The following is a 14,215-nucleotide window of genomic DNA, read 5'->3' as shown; positions in this document are numbered from 1 at the left end:
GAAGATTCGCTCGGGCTTGTGTGAAGGTCCGCTCAGCGGTCGTGGGCGCCGATACCTAGCACCCGGCGGGTCGACGTTCCCAATGCGCGGCCGGCCTCTGGTGCGGCCATTGTGTCCAACTCGTCGGAGAAGACCTCGGGGCCCGCTGTCCCGACCGATCCGCGACCGTGGACCGCGTTGAGCACGCTCTCCAGATCGAGGGTTCCCTCTCCTGGCAGTTGTCGCTCGTGCAAGGTCAGTTCAATCAGGTCTGCTTCCGGCGACGCCGGGAATCCGTCCGCTAGTTGCAGGTTGACTGTGACGTCCTGCGGGATTTGAGCGAGCAGGTCCAGGTCGCATCCGCTGTGCGCGAAGTGCCAGGTATCGAGCATCAGACCGCTGTTGGGCTTTTGTGCGCGGTCGAGGATGTGCCAAGCTGCGGCCAGGTCGGGTACTCCCCAGAACGGCATGAACTCGAGATTGACGGGAATTTCTCGGACCAGCGCGGCGTCACACAGCTCACCAAATCCGCGTACGAGGGTGTCCTGCGGTATGGCGTCGTGGTCGAATACCCCCACGGCCAGGATGGATCTGAGGTCGAGCGAGTCGACGAGTTCGAGACATTCGTCGACGGAGAAGTCGAATCGTGCGATGAGATTGTCGTCTGCGCCACTGGGTATGCGGATCGGCGCCCATCCGGTGACCGTGTCGAGGTGCAGATTGATTCCGACCTCAGTTGCCAGGTGTCTGACACCCGTCGCACCGAGGCCGTCGATGGCTGCGCGAAAGGCTGCGGGTGTCAGTGCTAGCGAGTCGAATCCCGCCTCGGCTGTTGCTTCGAGTTGTTCACGATAGGTGAAGGTGCGCACACTTCCCTCCCACATGATCAACTCCGCGGGTGCAGTCATAGTCTTCTCCTCGGTCTCTGCGGGTGTTGTTGGTGTTGGGCCGGTGGGGGTTACTCCTGCGACGGCGATTCCATTCGGTCCACGCGTCGACCTGGAACGATCGCGTTTCGTCGGGCGAGGAGTGCGATTCCGAAGACAACTGCGATGATGACCAGGGCCACCCATGGGAATAGCTGCGGGCCTGCCGTGTCGAGTAGGACTCCGCCGGTGGTGCCCGCACCGAAAATCGCGAGGTTGGCGGCAACAGTCAGCATCGAATTTGCAACATCGGCATCGGGCCCGGTGGCATCCGCCAGTGCTGTTTGCAGCAATGTCGAGGCGCCGGCAAATGTTCCGCCCCAGAGGACTACGGCGGCCATGAGGACGAGTGAGTTGCCGCCTGCTATTCCGAGGGCGAGTGTTCCGGTGGCAAATGCAGTCAGGCTGGCCAACACCATCTTGCGGAGAGCCCGATCGATCACGGTTCCGGTGAGCACGATTCCCGCGAGCGAGGAGACACCGAAGATGAGGAGGACCACGTCGACGCGCAGGCCGGCGTCGACGGAGGCGAGGAACGGTGCAATGTAGGTGTACAGCATGTTGTGGGCGAAGAACCAGCCGAAGACGACGAGGAGTATCGCCGCCACTCCCGGGACCGTGAACACCCGATGCAGGGGTGTGCGGGTTTGCGGCGGCTGTCCTGGTGCGTCGGGAACGGCAACGACAATCCATGCGATCAGAACAGCGGCGAACGTTGCCAAGGTCACGAATGCCCATCGCCAGCCGAGCATTGATCCGAGGTAGGTCCCCAGCGGCGTACCGATGGAGAAGGCAATGGTGGTACCCGCCATCGCAATCGCCAGCGCTTTGCCGGTCTTGGCCGGTGGGGCGATCTTTCGGGTATAGCCGGCGAGCATGCCCCACAGCACTCCGGAGAACGCACCGGCGACGAACCGCGCGACGAGTGTGATGGCGAAGATATCGACGAAGGCAGTGATGAGGTTGGCGAGGAACATCCCCGCCACGACGGACAGGAGGATTGGCTTTCTCCGCATACCTCGCGTGAGGGTGATAGCAGGGATGGCCGCGATGACGGCGCCGAGTGCGTACGCGCTCACCATCTGCCCCGCTGCGGAATCACTGATCGAGAGGCCGGACGAGATTTGCAGGAGCAATCCCGCCGGGAGTGTCTCCGTGACGATGGCAAGCAGTGCAGTCGCGGCGAGCGGGAGAAGGGCAGCGATGGGCAGGGTATCCGCGTTTGTGGTGCTGCGCGGACTGTCCTGCCCGGCGGTTTTTGCCGGGGCGGATTGACGGGGAATGGTCATTGTTGTCCTTGGGCGGTGATGGGCGCGGTGCAATGATGTCGATTCCGGCAGTCGCCGACCCGGGGCCGTCGTGGTGAGGTCCTGCCGACTGGCACCGCGCCGAACGGCACGGGCAGTTCAATTCCGGTGACCGCGGGTGCGGTGTCGGTTGATTGTTGCCATACATGGGTGGACCGGCGCATGGGATGCGGGATCACGGGATTCGCGTCGTTTGAGGAGCGAGTGATGCTGCTGCCCGCACTGCGTGCCGAGTTCGGCGCTCAATCTGCGCGGTCGGGTTGACGATTCCGGGTTTGCCGCGCTTATCGGGCAATCACCCGTCATGTGGCAGCTGGAACGAGGGAGAAGTCGACGCTGAGGGTGTGGTCGACTGCGGGTTCCCGGAGGGCGGCGTGCGGGTCGTTCTGCAGTTCCCGGGATGGCCGCCGACCTCCGGGGACACGCGGGTGCCGAGGTGGTGCGGTGCCATGTCCGTGTATGACCGCTCGATTCACGAGCGACACAGCACTTCGCCATTACCAGGGTCGTGGTCGATCAGCTCGTGGGGTAGGCCGCCGCTGTAGCGATCGGCACTGTGTCCCAGTGGAAGGGCTGGATCTCCAGGATGCGCCCGTCACGAATCGTGATCATCTGCAAGAGTGGCCAGGTGATGTCCGTTCCGGTGCGTTTGGCGCGTGCGACCACTGTCGATCGAACGAAGATGTGGTTCCCTCCGGACGGGTAGAAGGCGGGATTCTCGACGGCGAGGGACGCCCAGGTATCCCCGAACGCCTCCATCCACCGTTCGAAGCCATCGTGTCCGTGCCATTCGCCGGCGTAGGGCAATGATTGCGGCTGGTGCATAACGCATTCAGGATCCAGTGTGCTGGCGATTTCGCTGAAGTCCTCACCGCCGGTGGCGAGATACTTCTCTTCCGCGGCATAGAATTTCAGCAACACCTGCGTAGGATCGCTGCTGTTGTCCATTGGTGTTTCTCCTTCCGTGAGAGCGGTCTGCGAGCTGTGAAGATCGGCTCTCAGCCACTGTGGCCGTGGATCATCAGGTCTGCGAGGTCGTCGGGCTTGATGAACGAGGGTGGTGGTGGCGGTCCCCATCGATAGAGTCCGCGAGCTCCTTCGAGTTCTTCGGGTGTCCAGAGCGCGTCTTCCGGGATGAAGTCCATGTCGCTGTGGTATTCGGCGAAGTTGCCGGCGGGATCCTTGAAGTACCAGAAGAAGTTGGACCCGGCGTAGTGCCTACCGAGACCCCAGACGTGGCGCTCGGGATGCCCGTCGAGCATGTCCATAGCTCCCCGCCCGATCGCGTCGACGTCGTCGACCTGCCAGCTGCTGTGGTGCATGAACGCAATCGGGGCGCGTTGGATCAAGATGTTGTGGTGATCGGTCGAGCACCGTAGGAACACACCTTCGCCCTTGACGATGTCGCTGATCTTGAAGCCCAGTGCGTCGACGAAGAACTGGTGCGAGGCATCGAAGTTCGGGGTACCGAGGACGATGTGTCCGAGCCGGCGGGGCTTGGTCCGGGTTTCGAGGACGGCCCCGTCGGCGCGGGCGTTGACTCGATCGATCCGGCCGGGGGCGTTGACCGCGGGGGCGGTAAACCGCTCTTGCTCGAGGCGGGGGGAAATCAACAGGTCGATTCCGGTTCCGGTCGCGGGTTCGACGGTGCTCACCCGGCCGCCGGTGCGCGCGGAGGCCAACCCCAGCGAGGTGAGGTTCCGTTGGGCGCGGGAGAGATCGTCGGCATCGTCGACGGCGAACGTCGCGGTGACCAGCCGGCGGGTCGGTGCCGCGACCAGCGAGAGCTGGATGGACCCGTCTTGCGTGGCGAACAGGTGCCCGCCGACGTGGGCGAGACCGAAGTCCTCGTAGAAGGCCGTGGCCGAGTCGAGGTCCGGCACGCCCAGGACGATGGAGTCGAGTCGGTGAAGCGCCATGATCAGCCTCGCTGGGTGACCAGTTCGGCACTGCTGAGCGCGGTTGCGGACTCGGCGGGAGCGACGAACCTCTGGTTCAGCTCGCCGATACCGGTGATGAAGCTGCGCAGCACGTCACCGGCGCCGAGGTAGCGGGGTGGGGTACGACCTGCACCGACACCGGCCGGGGTGCCGGTGAAGATGACGTCGCCCGGGTAGAGCTCGACGGTGCGCGAGAGGCTCTCGATCAGCACCGGGACCGGGAAGATCAGCTGCGAGGTCCGTCCTGTCTGCACCGTCTCGCCGTTGATGTCGGCGCCGAGCTCGAGGTCGTCGCGATCGTCGAGTTCGTCGACCGTCACCAGCGTGGGGCCGACCGGGGAGAAGCCGGCATGCGACTTGGCCAGACTGAACTGCGGGGCAGGGCCGGAATGCTGCCGCACCCTCTCGGACAGGTCCTGGCCGACCGTGACGCCGGCGACGTGATCCCATGCCTGGGCCACGGGAATGTTGCGGCCACCGCGGCCGAGCACCACTACCAGCTCGACTTCCCAGTCGACCGCTCCTTCGGGCAATTCGACCGTGGTGACCGGGCCGGTGATCGACGAGACGAACTTGGTGAAGATCACCGGGTTCTCCGGGCGTTCGAAGCCCGATTCGTCGGCGTGCTCGTCGTAGTTCAGACCGACCGCGAAGACCTGCCGCGGCCGCGGGACCGGTGCACCGACCACTCCCTGCTGATCCTTCAGCGGAGCGTCAGTGGGCAGGGAGGAACTCCATCCCACGAACTCATCCCACCGGTCGTAGACCGCCTGCGGGTCCGCGTCGAAGCGCCCACCACTGGCATCAGACACGTCCATCACCTTGTCCCCCAACGCAATCTGCAATCGACCTGCAAGGTTCATCAAGCGCACGAGCTACTCCTCATCACTATTGGAATTCGAGACGGCAGCGGCACCGCCTGTAACGACAATCACACCGGTGGAGTGAAAAGTCAAATAGTTTTCGAAAACTCTGCGATCTTTCGCGATCGTGTAGGATCTTGCAGGTACCCAACCCCGAGGTGACAAGGAACCGGTGAGAGCGCGATGACCACTCAGCTGCCCATCGAGGCCCCGAGTCGGACGGCCCGCGTGTACGAAGCGGTCCGCGCGGACATCCTTGCGGGGCGTCTCGCCCCCGGTTCACGGCTAGGGTTTGCCGGACTGGTGGAGACGTACAAGTGCAGCATCGGCGTCATCCGAGAGGCGCTGCAACGGCTCGCCGAGCAGGGACTGGTCACCTCAGCGCCCAAACTGGGCTTTCGCGTAGTGGAGATCTCCGAGAAAGACCTGGTCGACTTAACCGATGCACGCTGCGAAATCGAGGTCCTCGCACTCAAGTACGCCATCGCAGGGGGCGATCTGGGATGGGAGGGCCGGGTCGTCGCCGCACACCACCGCCTCGAGCGCACCCCCCAGTACGACCCCGCCGACCCCGCTCGGTTCTCCGACGACTGGGTTCTCGCACACGGCGAGTACCACCAGGCGTTGCTCGACGGCTGCACCAACAACCGGATCCTGGCAACCGCAACTATGCTCCGCGATTCGGCCGAACTCTACCGGCGCTGGTCCGCGCCATTGCACGATCGGGATCGAGACATCGCCGGCGAGCATCGCGCCATCCTCGACGCCGCCGTGGGTCGCGACTCCGGTCGAGCGTGTGAGCTGCTGTGCACCCACATCCGGCGCACCACCGATGCCCTCCTGACCCCTCCGAGCAGCTAGACACCCAACCGAACCGGGTGCCGCCGCCGGCACAAAGCGCAGCAGCGCACTGGTGCGTTCGGAATTCGTCGACCCTCGGTAGACCGATTCATTCGAATGAACCGCCCCTGGCCGAACACTGCGCCCTGAGCCCGAAATCGTGTCTTCATCACCCGCCGTCGCGCTGCCCTGTCACGGCGAAGCAGGACGCACTCGAGATCCAATTCTGCTTATTGACACAAACTTTCACATGCCAGGCTGACGCGGTATTTTCATTCACCCTTGCCATCTTCGCGCCGGGGAAGGTATCGTGCAACACGAAGTACATACGTATACATACCCTTGCGCATCGGTCGTTCGAGACCGCGCACCATCAATCCGAATCGTTTCACCCCTCTGAAGGAGCTCCGCGTGTCCGAGCCGCTCTACATCAAATCCGCCCTCTCCGTGGCTACCCCCACTGGTGATCCCGCCGTCGCCGAGACGGTCACCGCGGTAATCGCCGATATCCGCGAGCGCGGAGACGCCGCGGTGCGCGAGTACTCCGAAAAGTTCGACAAGTGGACGCCGGAGAGCTTCAAGCTGAGCGACACTCAGATCGAAGAGATCGTCGCTCGTGTCCCCGCCGAGGTCATCAACGACATCAAGACGGTGCAGCAGAACGTGCGGGTGTTCGCACAGCACCAACGGGATTCGCTGACCGACTTCGAGGTCGAGACCACGCCCGGCGTGCACCTGGGTCAGCGCAACCTGCCGGTCACTGCGGCCGGCGCCTACGCACCGGGTGGCCGCTACCCTCTGGTGGCGTCCGCACACATGACTACTGTTACCGCGAAAGTGGCTGGGGTACCGCACATCACCGCCTGCACCCCACCGATCCGCGGGGAGATTCCCGCCGCCACCGTTGCGGCGTTCCACCTGGCGGGAGCCGACGACATCTACCTCCTCGGCGGAGTCCAGGCTGTTGCCGCCATGGCGTTGGGCACGGAGACGATCCGCAAGGTCGACATGCTCGCCGGCCCCGGTAACGCCTTCGTCGCCGAAGCCAAGCGGCAACTGTTCGGTCAGGTCGGCATCGACCTGTTCGCCGGGCCGACCGAGGTCCTGGTCGTCGCAGACTCGAACGCCGACCCGTTCATCGTGGCCGTGGACCTGCTGAGCCAGGCCGAGCACGGGCCGGACTCCCCCGCCGTGCTCATCACCGACTCCGAAGCCCTGGCCCGGGCCACCCTCGCTCACATCGACGCGATCCTCCCCGACATGCCGACCCGCGACTTCGCGGGACCGGCGTGGCGGGACCACGGCCAGATCATCGTCGTCGAGGACATCGAGGCCGCGTACGCGCTGGCGGACACCTTCGCCTCCGAACACGTGCAGATTCTCACCGACACCCCACGCCGGGCCCTCGACGTGATGAACAACTACGGTGCCCTCTTCCTCGGCGAGAAGACCTGCGTGTCGTACGGCGACAAGGTAATCGGAACCAACCACACTCTGCCGACCCGGGGTGCCGCGCGCTACACCGGCGGACTGTGGGTGGGCAAGTACCTCAAGACAGTCACATACCAGGAAGTCACGTCCGATGCGGCGAGCGCCGAACTCGGTGAGCTGTGCGGGCGCGCAGCACGCGTCGAGTTCTTCGAAGGACACGCCCGCTCCGGCGACGTGCGCGCCGCGAAGTACGCCGGCGCACCACTGACCTGGGCGCCTCAGGATTCCGCGGCGCTCTGATGAGACCGGCGACGACGCACCCGGGTGGGTGCCTCCCCGGGTGCGTCGTCGCCTTCCAACCCGCAGGCATCACACACACCTCGAAGGATCCACCATGGTCACGTTCACACTGGACGGCAAACGCGCGCTGGTCACCGGCGCAAACAAAGGTCTCGGGCAATCGATCGCCCGCACCCTCACCGAACTCGGCGCCACCGTATACGGAACCTCCCGGACCGAGACGGGGGCCACGCAAATCGAGTCCGATCTCGGCACCCCGGCGTTGATACTCGACATCCAGAACACGGCGTCGATCGCGCCGTTCATCGACTCGCTGCCCGAACACATCGGGGGCGGGATCGACATTCTGATCAACAACGCCGGTGTCAACCATCCAGCCCCCGCCCTCGACGTGACCGAAGAACAGTGGGACGCGGTCACGGGCACCAATCTGAAGGGCACCTTCTTCCTCACCCAGGCTCTGGCACGGACCTGGGTGGCGGCGGGAACGGGCGCAGTGGTGGTGAACATCGGGTCCCAGGCCGGCACGGTCGGCATCGAAGAACGCGCCGCGTACTGCGCCAGCAAGGGCGGACTCGATCAGCTCACCAAGGTACTCGCCATCGAGTGGGCACCCCACGGCATCCGCGTCAACACCGTCGCCCCGACGTTCGTTCGCACCGAGTTGACCGCGTCCACCCTCGACCGACCTGGATGGGGACAGACCCTGCTCTCCCGCATTCCTGCCGGACGCTTCGGGGAACCGGAAGACATCGTCGGCGCCGTCGCCTTCTTGGCCGGCGACGCTGCGAAGCTGATCACCGGTCACACGCTGCTGGTCGACGGCGGCTACACCGCCTGGTGAGCAGCGACCTGCGATGCACGCCCGACTGAACCTGCCGGCATCACCGGTAGGTCTCGAACAAGACGCTCCCCTCGCTGCGGCCACCGCGCTTTCCTGCATCAGTCCCCCCGGACTGGTGTTGCCGACCGAAGGAACTGCTCTCACGAGGGCTGCCGTGGCGACGGGGGTGCTGTGGTGGACCGCTCGACGACGTGTGGCCTGGACATGATGCGACGCGGTGGTTCTGTGCTGCTGCCTTTGATTCGTTCGACGAGCAGTTCGGCCGCGGACCGCGCCATCAGATTCAGATCGTGGCCGATGGTGGTGAGCTGGAACACTTCCCACGACGCCATCGGGATATCGTCGAAACCGATCAGGCTCAGCACGTCAGGCACACGGACACCCGCAGCCGAAGCCGCATTGAGCGCTCCGATCGCAACGACGTCATTGCCGCAGAAGACGGCCGTCGGAGGCGAGGGCAACGCGAGCAACTCCCGCATTGCCCGATGCCCGGTGTCGAATTCGAATGACCCTCGGTGGGTCAACTCCGGGGAGAGTCCGATTCCTGCATCGGCGAGGGCCAGGCGGAAGCCCATCTCGCGATCGCGGCCAGTACTGGTCGTCTGCGGGCCGAAGATGCCCGCGATCCGCCGATGCCCCAGCCCGGTGAAATGTTTCGCGGCAAGGCGGCCCCCGAGGTCGTTGTCCACCACCGCGGCATCCCCGACCCCGGGTCCACTCTCGCGATTGAGGAAGACGAACGGCACACGGCGCCGAGACAGCTCCGCGGGTAAGGCAGAGCCCACATCACTGGTCAAGAGCACCACACCGTCCACCGAGCCATCAACGAGTTGTCCGACCGAGACCTGGCTGTCGGACGGCTCGGTGAAGACCATCATTCGATAACCATGATCTTCGAGCGCATCATGCAGGGGTCCGATCAAATGAGGGTAGAACGGGTTGGTCAGATCGCTCACCACTATGCCGATGCGCTTGGCGGTCCGAGTGACGAGGTTACGTCCCGCCTCACTGGGAACATAGCCGAGGGCGGCGACGGCGCTCTCCACCCGAGCACGCGTCTCCGCAGCAACACGCGGGTCTCCACGCAACGCGCGGGAGACCGTCGGCTGCGAGACCCCCGCAAGCCGGGCCACGTCGCGACTAGTGATCGCCATTTCGCTCCTGTCGCCGGCGAATGTACCGCCCTGTTGATCCAGCACTCCACCAGCAGTCTCAACAATCCACGGGGCAGGGTGTAATCGTCTGTGCCAGAATGCTCTTGGGCACAGATATATCGCCAGTCTAACATGCATACGCATACCTCCAGGCCGCCCACCGATCAGCGGCTCACGCCAATGCGACCGGCGCCCCACGCCACGACTGTTTCCGAATTGACCGCGCTCCCCACCGCCCGCGCGCGCCATCGCAGTCGATTCAGAAGCCGCCGAACAGCCGCTGGATCCGCGGTCGGCAGCACGCGCCCATAACCCCGTATACGGAGTTCTTGTCCGCAAGCACCCAACCGACCCCACAACCCGACCCAGAAGGCCACCCTCATGACAGATCGCACGCCGCGCCCACACCACCCGGCGATACTCGGCGCCGGTCATGTGAGTGCAGCCGGAACCGCGACCCCCCACGTCAAGCAGGCACGTACTCGAACCGTCACACAATCCGCTCAGCGAGACCCAGAGTTCCATGTCCCCAACGACTTACACCGAGCGCAGCGGTCACGACACCGCCCACTTCAGACACCTGCGGCACATCCGAGTGAGCACTCACCAAGCGACGCCCAAGAGGCACTGGCCTTTGCAATGAAGTGGCGCCACTGGGGCGGTGGAGACGACGAAGACATTTTCGTTCAATTCGGGCTCAACACCTGCCAGTACTTTCTGCGGGTGAGAAAACTGTTGAGTACGCCTGCCGCCGCGGCACTGTCCCCTGACGAGAAAGCGCACCTTCGGCAGATCTGCTTCACTCGCCTCCACGACGGCGGACTACCGACAGTCGAGAGTAACCCAGTAGCTCCACACAACTCCTAGCTGCGAGACCAGGCCACTACTACTTGCAACGGTCCGCCCGCCGTAGCGCATATCTCCCTCTCCGCCGCACAAACCCTCGGGGGCATGGTGCGTGCGTCGATCACCGGGCAAGTTGACCACGCAGATATCGAGCGCCTGGACGACCTCGGCCTAGCGACGGAGCCTCCCGATTTCAAGAACCCGGCCCGGTGGGCTCGTTGCGGAACCGCAGGTCGATGGCGCCAAGAGTAGACTCGCGGCGGGTCCGAGAAGGCGAGGGTATGCAAAATGAGCCAGCTCCCATCCGAGAGCGCCGCTGATTCAACCTTGCGGTTCCTGCGCCCGACGGAGCTGGCGGCAGTCATGTCCCCTCAACTTGCTCCGATATCGCCGAACACCGAGGCGTCAGCGTCCAAACGGTGAAGACACGGACCCACCGGGCCCGGGCTCAGCTTGTCAACCTACTTGCGCCCCTTTCGTGACCGGCGGCACACCACGAGGGCATCTCGCTGACGTGATCACCGCGTCCTCGAGTTCAAGTCCTGTACGAGCCGGGGCATGCGCCACTGCCCCACTATGGTCAACCATCTGCCCACGGGATAGGACAGGCGGAGGGCTATCCATAGTGCCCTCGGCGAACCACCTGCCATCACGGGGGCCTGCCATCATCCCCGGTCAATGCGGGCGGAATCAGGTATCGAAAGTTTCGGCATTTCTGACACGGGTACCGATCCGATCACTTCGGACGAGGACCCGAACGTCAGTCGGCGACCAGTTGCGCCCGCTCGGAGGACCGTCCGATGCCTTGTTCTCGCTGCCGTCCGATGACATACCGGCCAGGGGCGATGCCGGTGGCTCCGTGCTCAGGGTGGATGAGGTACGCAGTCACCCGGGTGTCGAGGATACCGAGCGCAAGACCCCTGGGGTCGTTCACCGGCGTCGACCACGTGCAGCCACCTTGCTCGGCGACCAGGCTGTGCGGGTTCCCACCCGCAGCGCTGCGCAGCAACTCCACGCCTGAGAGCGGTACGTTCTCCGTCCGCGTCCACGCGGTGGACGTGACGATGCCGGCGACAAGCGAATACGGGATCACGATGAGATCACCTTGGGCCTGCAGGCCGTCGACGACAGGTATGGACACTTCCTGGTCGAGATAGTCGAACACATCGAGGCCGGTGAGGGCAGTGAGAGTGGACAAGGTCATGGTTGCATTCATGCGCGTCACCTTCGAGTTCAGGGATTCAGGTTTCGGTCTTGTTCAGGTGCGACGAACGAGACGGGCGTAGTCGGCGCCGCCGAGGCCGTAGGTCCAGCCTGCGGCGTCCAGTGCTGATGAGATCCATCTGGGCACGTGAAGCCCGTATTGCCGCCGATGCCCGTCGCGTTCGGAAGAACCGTTGACCGCGAGCAGGATACGGCCACTGCGACCCCACCCGTCCGGTGTCGCGTAGAGCCGCAGGGTGCGACCGGCATTGCCTGGATCGTCGGCTTGGTCGACCAGCGCGAGTCCGGCCGCCTCGATGTAGTTGTCCCACCCGATGCGCTCAATCGCGCATCGGCGGATCTCGACGTTGCGTTCACGTGCGATACGTTCTGCAGTCGGGTCGCGGACGACCCAGTCCGGGACTATTGTCCCGTGCTGAACGAATACTGCTCGGCCGTCTTGGAATTCGAGTGCTGGATCATCCGAGTGGTGCAGCCGGTGTTCGTTGTGCACACGGCCCGGTATGGGCTCGGCATGAAGAGTGGTGGGTCGTTCTGCCATGACACATATGTCGCCGAAGGCCCACCACCATCCGGTTGCGCCGGTCAGCGCAATGCTGGCGTCGAGCAGCGTGTTGTCGTTGGGGTGGAACTCAGCGAGGCCGAGCCGGCGGTACGTGTCGTAGTAGGCGACCCGGTGGGCTTCTTGTTGCCCGTACCAAGTGACACCGAGGACAGCAGGGGTCAGAAGTGTCCGTATCGCAGCGGCGACCCCGTCGAAGAGTGTGGTGTGCAGCGAATCCCAGACGGTCGCTCGGATGATCCGATCGGGGCTGATGCCGACGCGGGCAGCCTCCTCAGGAGGCTTCACCCGTGCGGTCTCGACTGTCCGGCGCTCGTTCGGCCAGTCGGATCTCCTCCGCTCGATTCGTGCGTCCATGCGACTGCGTGATTCCGAAAGCATGGTTGCGATCCGGGCGGAAGCGCAGTGGATTCCGTTGCCATCGAACGACATCGGTAGTGACAAACCTTCGGCGACGATCAGGTCCGATCCGGCGACGGGAGACGGAACCCACACGAACTCCGGCCTCCGTAATCCGGACTTCCGATACACTTGCGCGACAGCCGATTCTGCAGTGGTGCGATCGGAGGGGTGTGCGCACAGCCCGTGTCTCAGCCATGCATCACGCACGGCCTCAACGGCCAGAATGTAGTCGGAGGAGACATCAGTGTTCTCGGTGAATTGCGCTCGGGGTCTAGCCACCGAGCGAAACGGTGCGGCGCTCACGCGACGGTGGCGGTGTCCGCCTTTCCAGTAGTCATAGTTCTAGAGCGTGGCACGAGGACGCGGCGAGCGCAAGGCCCGCAACCGGCGGACACCGCCCGCCTGCATCCGCCGGCACGAGACCGACTATCCCGCCGTCGGGTGATTCCTGATCACCGGGCCGCGATGGTCGGTCTGCGTGAACCCCTCCTCAGGGAACATTCCAGGTACCCGCGCCGGGCAGTGCGGTGAGGACACCCACACGGTCGGACAGGCCGTTGACGGTCAGGACGGTGACCACCGTTCCCGACCCCGTGAGCACGGGGCCCGTGAACCGCGACGGGCTCACCGCACCGGCTGCCCCGGTCGTCAGATTGCGCCAATGCACGGTGCAGACGCAGTATTCGGCAAATTCGGTGATACCCGGTGCCTCCGGGTCCGTACGCACCGTCACCTGTGAGTAGACGGGGCTGAGAAAACCGGTGGGCAAGTTGGTGATCCCGATGACCGGGACCGGTAGGACGGTGTCCGTGGGTGCCGCGGTCGCGACCGGTGCGACACCCAGGAACAGGACACCCAGTCCGACCAGAACAACAGCGATCGAACTTCTGCGTCTAAGTATGACGTTCGAGGTACGGCGTTGCATCGTAGCTACCTCCTGTGGGGACCCAATCGGTTCGCTCGGACACGACTGGCGACGTGCCGCGGGGTCAACGATGCCGTCGTCGGGCCGTCGTCATTCGTTACGGAGGTGTGGAAAGGGCGGGAGCAGAGGGGCCTTTGCCCAACTGCAAAGACAAATTGAACCAGTAGGCACGCAGCCGTAACGCAGAACACCCACTGAGCGATACGCGGTACATGGTCGGGAGGACCAGGAGTTCCAAATGAGGATGGCACGTGCCACAACTGTGGTCGGCGTTACAACTCTGTTGATGTCCTAATCGCTGGTACAGCAAGCGCATCACCGCCGAGTCCCGACCCTGTGTGGTACTCATGGTTCCCGACCAGGGAAATGGGCGAAATGTTCAGTCATGTGGTGTGGATTCTCACCGGCTGGACGACCGGCTACGGGTATTTCTAAGATGGGCAACTTGCCTGACCTGCCGCTAGGCATCGACGTGACGTTCCCAATCATCAGTGGTGCCTATTCTATTTAGTTGATGCAAAACAACTTCGAGGTGTTGCACGACAACCACTCCATGCGAGTGTCGTTCGCATGGCACTCTGGCTAAAGCGACAACCGCATCCCTCAGGGTCGACAACTCTTTTCTCTCACGACCGGACGCCGAAATGGGAACCGAACCTGGCTACTGGCGGC

14 protein-coding genes are annotated in these 14,215 nt (G+C 64.1%); 5 read left to right on the top strand and 9 right to left on the bottom strand.

Annotated features, from left to right (window positions below; all coding sequences use genetic code 11):
* Window positions 1–32: 32 nt before the first annotated feature.
* The 5 genes from ACLIVD_RS17210 to ACLIVD_RS17190 all read right to left on the bottom strand — a co-directional run bounded on the left by ACLIVD_RS17210 (window position 33) and on the right by ACLIVD_RS17190 (window position 5,024).
* Window positions 33–887 (bottom strand): sugar phosphate isomerase/epimerase family protein, encoded by an 855-nt coding sequence (locus tag ACLIVD_RS17210; RefSeq protein ID WP_491932755.1) that lies wholly within the window; start codon window positions 885–887, stop codon window positions 33–35.
* A 50-nt stretch (window positions 888–937) separates the two neighbouring features.
* Window positions 938–2,194: an MFS transporter gene (locus ACLIVD_RS17205; protein WP_491932754.1), complete on the bottom strand. Its 1,257-nt coding sequence runs from the start codon at window positions 2,192–2,194 to the stop codon at window positions 938–940.
* Window positions 2,195–2,728: 534 nt separating this feature from the next.
* Window positions 2,729–3,160, bottom strand: a complete 432-nt coding sequence (locus ACLIVD_RS17200) for a nuclear transport factor 2 family protein (RefSeq protein WP_491932753.1) — start codon at window positions 3,158–3,160, stop codon at window positions 2,729–2,731.
* Window positions 3,161–3,210: 50 nt separating this feature from the next.
* On the bottom strand, window positions 3,211–4,131 hold the full coding sequence (locus ACLIVD_RS17195; protein ID WP_283331683.1) for a VOC family protein: 921 nt from the start codon (window positions 4,129–4,131) through the stop codon (window positions 3,211–3,213).
* A gap of 2 nt (window positions 4,132–4,133) precedes the next feature.
* Window positions 4,134–5,024: a fumarylacetoacetate hydrolase family protein gene (locus ACLIVD_RS17190; RefSeq protein ID WP_491932752.1), complete on the bottom strand. Its 891-nt coding sequence runs from the start codon at window positions 5,022–5,024 to the stop codon at window positions 4,134–4,136.
* Between the two features lie 174 nt (window positions 5,025–5,198).
* Here ACLIVD_RS17190 and ACLIVD_RS17185 point away from each other — a divergent pair, with 174 nt between their 5' ends.
* The 3 genes from ACLIVD_RS17185 (at window position 5,199) to ACLIVD_RS17175 (ending at window position 8,430) form a co-directional block, all read left to right on the top strand.
* The gene (locus ACLIVD_RS17185) at window positions 5,199–5,876 is read left to right on the top strand and encodes a GntR family transcriptional regulator (protein ID WP_283331687.1); all 678 of its coding nucleotides are present in this window, start codon (window positions 5,199–5,201) and stop codon (window positions 5,874–5,876) included.
* Window positions 5,877–6,284: 408 nt separating this feature from the next.
* Complete coding sequence (hisD, locus tag ACLIVD_RS17180; RefSeq protein ID WP_491932893.1) at window positions 6,285–7,586, top strand: histidinol dehydrogenase; 1,302 nt, start codon at window positions 6,285–6,287, stop codon at window positions 7,584–7,586.
* A 94-nt stretch (window positions 7,587–7,680) separates the two neighbouring features.
* Window positions 7,681–8,430 carry an SDR family NAD(P)-dependent oxidoreductase gene (locus tag ACLIVD_RS17175; RefSeq protein ID WP_491932751.1) on the top strand — a complete coding sequence of 250 codons (750 nt, stop codon included), beginning with the start codon at window positions 7,681–7,683 and terminating at the stop codon, window positions 8,428–8,430.
* A gap of 140 nt (window positions 8,431–8,570) precedes the next feature.
* On the opposite strand, the gene ACLIVD_RS17170 is transcribed toward ACLIVD_RS17175, so the two are convergent.
* Entirely contained in the window at window positions 8,571–9,584 is a 1,014-nt protein-coding gene (locus ACLIVD_RS17170) for a LacI family DNA-binding transcriptional regulator (protein ID WP_283331692.1), read from the bottom strand.
* Window positions 9,585–9,965: 381 nt separating this feature from the next.
* Between ACLIVD_RS17170 and ACLIVD_RS17165 the strand changes: the two genes are divergently transcribed.
* Entirely contained in the window at window positions 9,966–10,451 is a 486-nt protein-coding gene (locus ACLIVD_RS17165) for a DUF3263 domain-containing protein (protein WP_491932750.1), read from the top strand.
* Window positions 10,452–10,816: 365 nt separating this feature from the next.
* On the top strand, window positions 10,817–10,912 hold the full coding sequence (locus ACLIVD_RS17160; RefSeq protein WP_283331962.1) for a hypothetical protein: 96 nt from the start codon (window positions 10,817–10,819) through the stop codon (window positions 10,910–10,912).
* Window positions 10,913–11,190: 278 nt separating this feature from the next.
* On the opposite strand, the gene ACLIVD_RS17155 is transcribed toward ACLIVD_RS17160, so the two are convergent.
* From ACLIVD_RS17155 to ACLIVD_RS17145, 3 genes are all read right to left on the bottom strand, one after another.
* Entirely contained in the window at window positions 11,191–11,646 is a 456-nt protein-coding gene (locus tag ACLIVD_RS17155) for a DUF8820 family protein (RefSeq protein ID WP_283331696.1), read from the bottom strand.
* A gap of 42 nt (window positions 11,647–11,688) precedes the next feature.
* Window positions 11,689–12,921 carry a DUF6745 domain-containing protein gene (locus tag ACLIVD_RS17150; RefSeq protein ID WP_317567388.1) on the bottom strand — a complete coding sequence of 411 codons (1,233 nt, stop codon included), beginning with the start codon at window positions 12,919–12,921 and terminating at the stop codon, window positions 11,689–11,691.
* A 187-nt stretch (window positions 12,922–13,108) separates the two neighbouring features.
* Complete coding sequence (locus ACLIVD_RS17145; RefSeq protein ID WP_491932749.1) at window positions 13,109–13,543, bottom strand: hypothetical protein; 435 nt, start codon at window positions 13,541–13,543, stop codon at window positions 13,109–13,111.
* Window positions 13,544–14,215: the final 672 nt, after the last annotated feature.

The organism is Rhodococcus sp. G6(2025) (genome assembly GCF_058628105.1).
The sequence above is the reverse complement of the archived record's forward strand: the minus strand, read 5'-3'. Positions and strand labels throughout refer to the sequence as shown.

What these genes read in the sequence shown, in the direction of transcription:
- ACLIVD_RS17210 (WP_491932755.1), bottom strand. Translation starts at nt 887, where the DNA reads ATGACTGCACCCGCGGAGTTGATCATGTGGGAGGGAAGTGTGCGCACC.
- ACLIVD_RS17205 (WP_491932754.1), bottom strand. Translation starts at nt 2,194, where the DNA reads ATGACCATTCCCCGTCAATCCGCCCCGGCAAAAACCGCCGGGCAGGAC.
- ACLIVD_RS17200 (WP_491932753.1), bottom strand. Translation starts at nt 3,160, where the DNA reads ATGGACAACAGCAGCGATCCTACGCAGGTGTTGCTGAAATTCTATGCC.
- ACLIVD_RS17195 (WP_283331683.1), bottom strand. Translation starts at nt 4,131, where the DNA reads ATGGCGCTTCACCGACTCGACTCCATCGTCCTGGGCGTGCCGGACCTC.
- ACLIVD_RS17185 (WP_283331687.1), top strand. Translation starts at nt 5,199, where the DNA reads ATGACCACTCAGCTGCCCATCGAGGCCCCGAGTCGGACGGCCCGCGTG.
- ACLIVD_RS17175 (WP_491932751.1), top strand. Translation starts at nt 7,681, where the DNA reads ATGGTCACGTTCACACTGGACGGCAAACGCGCGCTGGTCACCGGCGCA.
- ACLIVD_RS17170 (WP_283331692.1), bottom strand. Translation starts at nt 9,584, where the DNA reads ATGGCGATCACTAGTCGCGACGTGGCCCGGCTTGCGGGGGTCTCGCAG.
- ACLIVD_RS17165 (WP_491932750.1), top strand. Translation starts at nt 9,966, where the DNA reads ATGACAGATCGCACGCCGCGCCCACACCACCCGGCGATACTCGGCGCC.
- ACLIVD_RS17155 (WP_283331696.1), bottom strand. Translation starts at nt 11,646, where the DNA reads ATGAATGCAACCATGACCTTGTCCACTCTCACTGCCCTCACCGGCCTC.
- ACLIVD_RS17145 (WP_491932749.1), bottom strand. Translation starts at nt 13,543, where the DNA reads ATGCAACGCCGTACCTCGAACGTCATACTTAGACGCAGAAGTTCGATC.